Here is an 8211-nt window from a genome sequence, read left to right on the forward strand (position 1 = left end):
AGGCCGGGCGGGGCGTGCGGGTGGGCCGTCCGGCGGGAGGACGTTTCCACAGCGCCGTCAGCCGCGCGACCTCGTCGTCGATCGCCTTCTTCAGCTCATCGGGTGTGGTGGCGCGCAAGAGCGGGGGCGCGGCCGCCAAGGTCTTCCGATCGGCGTCGACCTTGTTGGCGAGCGTGCCGTTGATCGTCTTGTCGAGCTTGGTGTCGACGCTGCGGAGGAGAGCGTTGAGGTGGGCGTCGAGCTGCGTGCCGTCGTCCGGGATGAGGTCGTTCAGCTGTTGCCGGTACCACCACAGCTCGTAGAGGCGTTCCTGCCGCCGGACCAGGTTGCGCAGCGCCCGGTCGTGCTCGCGTTGGGCTTTGTTGGTCGCGGCCAGCCACTGCCGTTCCTCTTCGGGGAGCGGTCGTACCGGAACCACCGGGTCGCCGGGAGTCGAGGACGGGGTCGTGAAGTCCCAGACGAACCCTCCGGCGACGGGGTCGAAGCGTGCCTCCCTGGTGCGGAGCTGCGCCGCCACCGCGCCGTCGTGAGTACCGAGCTGCTGAAGCAGCCCGTACTGCAACGCCTGGAGTTTCCGAAGGTTGTCGGCGTCCCAGACGGCGGGTTGGTGGTCGTGGGCGAGCGCACATACGCCATCGGCCGATGACTCGCCGACCCCGAACGTGACAACGCGGTCCTTGGGCCGGTCGGCGTCAGGTGGCGCTTCGTCGAAGTCCCCGGCGGGTGCGGCGTCCTGCTGCCAGACCAAGCCCGTTACCGCACCGGTGTAGAGCGTGCGCGCCGTCGTGCCCGGGAGCGGGCAGTCCCAGCCAAGCCGATCGAACCGCTCGGCGAACCGGGCCGGAAGGTCGGCGGTGATGTCGGCGAAGGGGTCCTTGTCGTCGGCGCTGAACCAGCCCATGACCAGATAGCTGAGGTCCTGGTCGGTGTCTCCCAGGGCGGCGCGGGAGTCGTATAGGGAGAACACGCCTTGGTTGTACGGCTGGTAGACCGCGAACGTCGGCAGACCGGGGCCGATCGCGGTCAGTGCGGCGGTGGCGGCGGGCTCGGACAGATCGCCGGTCAGCGGGAGGACGCGGCCGATGCGCTTGCGCACAGGCGTGGGGTCGTTTTGCGACTTGGCTACGGCGTATGCCGAGTTGTCATGCTCGTCCGTCACCGAATCGCGCAGGCAGTCGCTTTGGACGAGCCATCCGGCAGCCGTACGACCGCCGGGCTTGCACCTGCTGTCCTTGCCGCCGCTGTAGCGCACCACGAGCCACCGGTTCGGCGCGGCGGGGTAGGTGGTGATCCCGTCGTCACCGAGGACGCCGCGACGGAGTGACGCGGGCAGTTCCCAGTGCACGAGCACGCCCTGGTCCGGCGGTAGCTTCTTCGCCGCCACCGGGTCCGGTACGGGACTGAGGTGGGGCTCCTTGCTGAAATCGGGATACCAGCGGTGCCAGTCCCTGAGCGTGACGTCCTGGTTGACCATCAGCGCGGTCACACGGACGGGCACGATGATCGCTTCGTGAGTAGTCATCTCGGCGTGTTCCTCGGCTTGTGAGCCATGCGTTCGTGTCAGGGCGCTGTGAAGATGGACAGGGTGGCCTTCTCCGGCGACTGCACCATCTGCAGAGCCAGGTGTGCGGGGCTCAACGCCGACGCGTCGGGCGGTCTGTACCGGCTGTCCAGCGCCGACCAGATCCTTGCGGCGAGGCCGTCCGCGCCCGCGTCGATGTCGAGGACGTAGGCGCCGGGCCCCTCCTCCTGGCGGTAGGGCACCTTCGCCCAGGTGTCCGGCAGGGCCTGCCCGGCGGCCAGATGCTCGGACTCGACCTTGACCAGGGTGCGCAGCCCGACCCAGTCGTCGTCGGGTTGCTCGCCCCGCTTCTCGACGCCCACATGGAGCCCCTGCATCGGCTCGTGGAGGACGACGTCCCTGGGCAGCCCGTCGAACAGGCACAGCAGGACGTCGGGCGCCAGCCGGTCGTGGCGGATCACCGTGCCCGGGGCGTCGGCGGAGCCGTCCGCCTGGGCCTTCGACACCATCACCTGCGTCTTCGGGTACGCCGAGATGAGCTGCGAGCGGATCAGGACGCCGCTGACCGGCGCGGCGAACGGACGCCCGAAGTAGGTTTCGCGTAGCGCCGCCAGCGGTTTCTCGTCGATGGTCGAGCGCCTGGCGGCCTGGAAGGCTCCGTCCAGCAGAGCGTCGATCCAGGCGGGATCGACGCGGAAGAAGCGCAGGCTCTCCGGCGGAAGCATCGCGGCGTTCGGCACGAGATGGTCGAAGGGCACCTGCTCCAGCCGCCGCAACCGATCCAGCCACGCGGCGATCGTCGGATCGACGCGGAGCGAATCCTGCGCGGATTCCGCCGCGGGCGGGCCGCCCCCCGGCTCCGGCGGGGTTGTGCCCAACGTGGCCGTGGCGACGGGGCCGAGCAGCTCATCGGTGGTCATCAGCACGTTCATCAGCGCGGTCATGGGCGGGGCGGTGGCGGCCGATCCCAGGTCAGCGGCCCGCAACACGGCGATCGGGTCGGCCGGACCGTCGGCCCCGCCGCCGCCCGGGGCCGCGAGCGGGGCCGGGGCCTCCCGGCTGAGCGTGGCGGCGTGCCGATGGACCGGCTCGCCCGCCAGCACCCTGTCGAGGGCGTCCCGCCAGCTGTCACCGGCCCGGTTCAGCAGCGTCGACAGCCCGTCCCGCAGCGGCTCGTGCTCGCCCGCGGCCACGGTGTCGGCGTCCAGCAGCGGTGCGATGACGGAGCAGACTCCGGCGAAGGTGGTCTGCGCGGCGTCGAGGTAGGAGGCGAGCACCGCGGACATCGCCTGGTCGGCGAGCACCAGACACCGCCCCAGCGTGCGGGCGACGGCATAGCTCACATCGACGGCGCCGTAACCGTCCTGGTTCTCCTGGGTCGCTTCATAAGGGACCAGCGGACCGCGATACCAGGCGAAGTCACCGGCCGTGCCGCTGTCGTGAGCCAGCGGGACGTACCCGTTGTCCAGCCGGTACTGAACGTCCTTGGTGTAGTCGTCGGTTTCGGCGGTGGCCGGTTGCCGCATTCGCAGCAACAGCTTTCGGGAATTGTCGGTGCGCTGCCCGTTCTGTGTCGGCTGGCCCGGCTTGATCAGCCCCTCGCGCAGGTCGGAAAAGCCGGCGTGGCCTTCGGCCTGGCAGGTGAACGTCCACGAGTACAGCGACAGCAGGCGGATATCGCTCGTCAGTTTCTCCGGGGACGCGAAATGGTCCGTGTGCCCTTCGAGCGACACCAGGTGCGCGACGTAGGCTCCTCCGTCCGGCGACGGCACGCGGTTGGCCGTCACGAACGCGTACTCCGCCGCGCGCCGCTGATCCTCGTCGGTGCCCGGCAGCGGTCCCCGCACGTGGGTGAGCAGCTCGATCTCCGCTGGAGTGGGCGCCACCTTCCCGAACACGTCCTTGCTGATGCGGATCGTGTGGACGTCCTGAGCCTTCTCCTCGTCGGTGAGCTCCGGCGAGAAGGCGGGCAACGTGAGACCGGTCGCCGTCACGAGCAGATCACCGGCCGGGCCGTGGGTGGTCAGGCCCGCCGCCTCCGGGTCGTCGACGATCTCGTCCTTGGTGAAAAGCAGCAGCGCCATCCAGGGCCGTCTCTTGTTCACCTGCGCGTCTGCGGTCCACGCCAGGCGGGTCTCCCACGGCAGGACGCGGCGCTCAAGGGCGATGTGCGGAAGCAACTGATGGACGGGACTGTTGGAGCCGGGCACCGGATAGGCGCCGTGTACCTCACCGTCGCCCAGGTGCAGTCGCAGTCCGGTCACCTGGAACTCTTGGGAGATCGCCGCGGGCAGCGGCTCGCCGTCCAGGGGGAAGCCGTCCGGCAGGACGTGGCCGACCGTGATCGTGTAGGTTCCCGGCCCGACCGCCGGCGTCAGGTTGTCGGAGAACGTCAAGGTGCGCTCGGTGCCGCTCACGACGAGACCTCCAGCAAGCGCAGGCAGGTCAGCACGTCCCTCAGCTTCTTGAACGCCGCGTCGGGAGGATCACCGGGAGCGCTGGGGGCCACGCGCTCGGAGCGGGCGTGCTGGAGAGGGTTCACCATGCCCGGCCAAGGCCGCTCCGTGCCCGGCCAGAGCCGTTCCTTGAGGGTGTCGATGGAAGTGTCGACCTTGTGGCCGGTCAGCGCGGGCGGGGGCATCCGCACATGCAGACCGGTCGCGAACACTTCCGTCGCGCCGTCGGCGGCGGCGCCCACATCCGGCGGGTGGTCGGCGGGTGGCCCCCACAGGGCCCCGGGCACCGCCGCGTAACGCGGCGTGACCTCCCAGCCATCGGTGCTCGCGCTCAGATCCGCGTCCTGCGAGCCGCCGCCCCCGGGCGCTCCGATCGACACGGTGTGGACGGACGCGTTCGACGCCTCCGCGCTGTACTTCATGGGGGCGATCTGGAGCGCGATCGTGCGTGCGCGGCTGACCCCGCCGATGTGGGGATCGGCGGCCAGGGACTGGTCCACACCGTTGTAGGTGACCTTGGTCGCGGGCAACGCGGTCTGCGTCACGAAGGAGAACCCGTCGGTGGAGACCACCCAATGCCCCCGCCCGGCCTGCTTGGCCTTGGCCGGGTCGGTGAGCAGGCCGTCGAGCGCGCTGACGGTGATCGGCGCCTTCGGGAGCTGCTTGTCGCGGAAGTCCTTCCAGCCCAGCTTCCGCGCGGCGGGATTCTCCCCCTCGCCGAAACCGATGGTGACCGAGAACGGGCCGACCTTCAGGTGGGCGCGGCCCCCGACCGGCGGGCCCCACACCTCCAGCGTCGCGCCGATCTCGACGCGCACGGTCACGCTGAACAGCCAGCAGTCCAGCTTGTAGGAGGCGCCGATGGTGATGCCGATGTCGGCGCGGAAATACAGCGGCGCCCACCAGACGATGACGTTGAAGTAGGCCACCAGCCAGGCCCGCAGACCGCCCGCGCTGTATTTGACCTCCAGCCGTCCGCCCACCATCCCGACTTTGGGCGTGACGGCGACGTACAGTTCGCCCTTGATCGAGACCTTCGAGCTGACCGACCAGTTCAGGCCGAGACGCGGCACCGCCGGGTAGTGGTCGGGCTTCTTGAAGGCGGGGTGATACCCGCCGACGGTGCCGACGAAGTCGCCCTCGTGCCGGCTGCCGGGGAACCACACGTAAAGGGCGGCGCCCCCGGTGAGCTTGCAGTTCCGGTCGAAGACCCACGAGTTGTCGCCCAGCGCCGCCGTCAGCGAGAACTGCCGCTTCGAGTGCTCGTACATCGCTCGGAAACCCAGATCGAGATGCGCGACGCTCGGCGCCTTGCTTGACCCGTCCGAGCGGGCGGGGAAGTCGGCCGACAGCATGCCCAGCAGCGCGACGACGAGGTCGTCCCCACCGAACTGCACGGTGAGCAGCGACTTGCCGTCCACGATCTCGGCGACCGAGAAGCTGAGCCCGGCCGCCATCCACATGACCTCGTTGGCGGGCACCACCACCGCGTTCGTGCCGCCGGTGACGTTCTCCAGCACTTTGGTGGGGCTGATCGGCTCGCCGGGTTTTGTCCCGGTCAGCTCTTCGAGGTTGCCGAGCGCCTTGACGAAGGGGAAGTCCGGGACCTTGTCGGCTTCCGGAAGGTTGATCTTGCTGTTGTAGCCGAACCCGAGAGCGAGCCCGGTGAAGACCACCGGCGGCGGGCCGCCGATCTTGCCCTCCAGGGCGCCGAAGATGAACAACGACGTGTAGGCGGGATGCCGGGCGTCGCCCTTGAGCCGCGCGTACGAGCCGACCGCCATGAATCCCCAGTCGGCGGCCTTGATCATGACGAGGCCGTCGTAGCCGAACTCATAGGTCCCATCGGCGGGATGGGACACCAGGGCGCCCATGACGTAGAGGGGATCGCCGGAGTACGAGGCGGCCAGACCGCGGATCACCACGCTGACCTTGGGATCTTTCACCAGCTCGATCTGAAGACCCAGACCGGTGGCCTCCAACTCGAACCCGAGCGCCGTGAAGGCGGCGTCCAGGTCGACGACCAGCCGCTGGCCGTCGCCGCCGTCCGCCGGGAGCAGGCGCAGCTGGATCTGGCGCAGATGCAGTGGACCGAGCGTCCGCTCGATCTTGAGGGACGCCTGCCCGTCGCCGCCCGCCTGGACGTCCGCGCCCAATACCTCCGGCACGCCTCCCTGCGCGGCGCTCGCCGCTCGCAGGGTTCCTTCCGGTGCCTGACCACCGGGTTTGCGCAACAGGAGCGTGTAAGGCTTGTCGCCGATGAGGACCCTCGCCGCCAGGGTGGTGCCCGCTTCCAGGGCGTTGGCATCGGGCAGCGCCGCCGCCGATGTTCCGAGAGCGGCGTTGAGGTCGGTGATGCGGGCCGTCGAAAGCTTCTGGGAGGCGTAGATCACCTGCACGCCGACTTGCAGGTCGCAGTCCACCGGGATCTGCCCGCGAAGCAGGTCAAGGTCGGACAGCCTCGTCTTGGAGCCGAGCGGCACCATGGCCGAGGCGACCACCGGACGCGCCGTCTCCTCGCCTTCTTTAGGCAGTACGGCAGCAGCCCACGTAATCGTCCCGGCCTCCGTCCCGGTGGGATAGGTCACCAGCCGAAATTTGCCGGAGCCCAACGCGTCGTATCGCACCGCCAGGCCCTTGAAAGCGGGGAGGAACGTCAGCGACTCCGCACCCTTGAATCCCAGGGCGTACAGCGCCTCGGCGACAGATATCCCATCGGCCGACGTGACGGTGAACTCGTAGTGCTGGGCGGCAGCGGTGAAATCCAGGTCGCAGCCGATCGTGACCTTCTTGCTCACCGCGATCGACAGATCCACCTTGGCGAACAGTTCACGATGAGCGAAACCGTCCAGCACGGAGACCACATAATTGAGGCTCAAGGCTCCGAGAACGTCACTAAGGAAGCCGAACTGCGGCACGCTGCCAAGGGACATTTTGACGGCGACCCTGGCCACCGGGTCGCCGTCGGCAGGACTGGGCGCCTCGGCGAGAAACTGCACCTTGACGCTGAGCGACGTGCCGGCCAGCGTTCCGGTGATGGACAGGTCGGCAAGCGACTCGCTACTGGCCCGCACGTCGGTCAGCCTGCTGATATCCTGGAAATATTCAAACCAGAGGCTGAGCGCGCTGAGATTTACCGAACCCTTGAGATATCCGAGCTCCGCAGGCAGGCCGGTCGGGATGTCGACCTGTTGCTTGGCGCCACCAAAAGCATCAAGCCAGCTCTTCATCTGACCCATCGTCATCGACGCGGCCATTTCCTTCCTCTCTGACGTTTGTCGCTGGACGGCATGGGTCAGCCGGCGGTGCGTGCTGCGAACCGCGCCGCCGCTATTCGATCAAGTTCTTCGGAACGTCACATATCAGGTAGGGAATCCGCCGCTCACACGGCCCGCAGGAACGGGCGGTCCACGACGATCCGCTCATCGATCCGTGATGGGTGCGATAGAGGTCGGGATTCTCCCTGGGGCCCGGCTTCGCCGCCTTGTCGATGTACACCATCTCGGCAAGCGCGACCGAGTCCATTTTTCTGTGTTGCGTGTTCAGGCTTCCGAGGGACAGCAGAAGACGTATCGCGGCGCAAGGTGTGCTGTAGTTGGGAATATGGGGGTCGAGATCGACCCGCTCACCCATAATGGTGCTCCACCCTTTCCAGCCGGTCCCGGAGTCATCAGATGGCGGGTCGACGGGGGCGATCTGCCACTTTCCTTTATGCCAGGTGATGTCGTCGAGGTGACCAAGTTTTAGATAGTCCGTGCCGCCCTTGCTGGTGGCCACCAGGTAGACCTCTCTGCCGCCGAAGGTGGCCGCCAGGGCGCCCAGCATGAAAAACCGTTTCCGATCGTCCGCCGCCTGAAATGTGCTGCTCACCAAAATCGCTTTGGAAACTTCGGAAAGAACCGTACGCAAGGCGGCGGTTTCGGGCAATACCGGCGTGCCGTGCAGCAGCTTCCCACCCTTGGTGGAGTTGCGGCCGTAGCCACAACGGGGGCACTTTTGACTCTCGTTGCCCCCCCGATAGTCGACGACCCCTGTCTTCTCGCTGCCGAGCCGCAGCGGCATGGACATCACTCACCCCCTCACGATTGCCGTGGCCACTCCTCGCTGGCCTTTTCTCCGGCACCGCACACCGGTATACTCAGGACCAGGTAAATTGCACGGAATTTACGGGAATGGCCCATGCCGATAACACGGCGACCTGTCTTCATCGGCCAGGACCGCCATCGTCGGCCC

Annotated in this window: 4 protein-coding genes; all 4 read right to left on the reverse strand. The window is 68.0% G+C overall.

Annotated elements, in window-relative coordinates:
* Window positions 1-1522 (reverse strand): hypothetical protein (locus E1287_RS40380; protein WP_207934753.1); only part of this gene is annotated, 1522 nt, incomplete at its 3' end.
* Window positions 1523-1560: 38 nt separating this feature from the next.
* Window positions 1561-3939, reverse strand: a complete 2379-nt coding sequence (locus tag E1287_RS40385) for a hypothetical protein (protein ID WP_131970953.1) — start codon at window positions 3937-3939, stop codon at window positions 1561-1563.
* Window positions 3936-7208, reverse strand: a complete 3273-nt coding sequence (locus tag E1287_RS40390) for a DUF6603 domain-containing protein (protein WP_131970955.1) — start codon at window positions 7206-7208, stop codon at window positions 3936-3938. The genes E1287_RS40385 and E1287_RS40390 overlap by 4 nt, the downstream gene beginning before the upstream one ends.
* Before the next feature lie 100 nt (window positions 7209-7308).
* Entirely contained in the window at window positions 7309-8046 is a 738-nt protein-coding gene (locus tag E1287_RS40395) for a hypothetical protein (protein WP_131970957.1), read from the reverse strand.
* Between the last annotated feature and the right edge of the window lie 165 nt (window positions 8047-8211).

Source organism: Actinomadura sp. KC06, from assembly GCF_004348735.1.
Taxonomy (GTDB): domain Bacteria; phylum Actinomycetota; class Actinomycetes; order Streptosporangiales; family Streptosporangiaceae; genus Spirillospora.

Bases quoted from the DNA above. Each gene is read 5' to 3' on its own strand.
- E1287_RS40395 (WP_131970957.1), bottom strand. From the start codon at position 8,046: ATGTCCATGCCGCTGCGGCTCGGCAGCGAGAAGACAGGGGTCGTCGAC.
- E1287_RS40390 (WP_131970955.1), bottom strand. From the start codon at position 7,208: ATGAAGAGCTGGCTTGATGCTTTTGGTGGCGCCAAGCAACAGGTCGAC.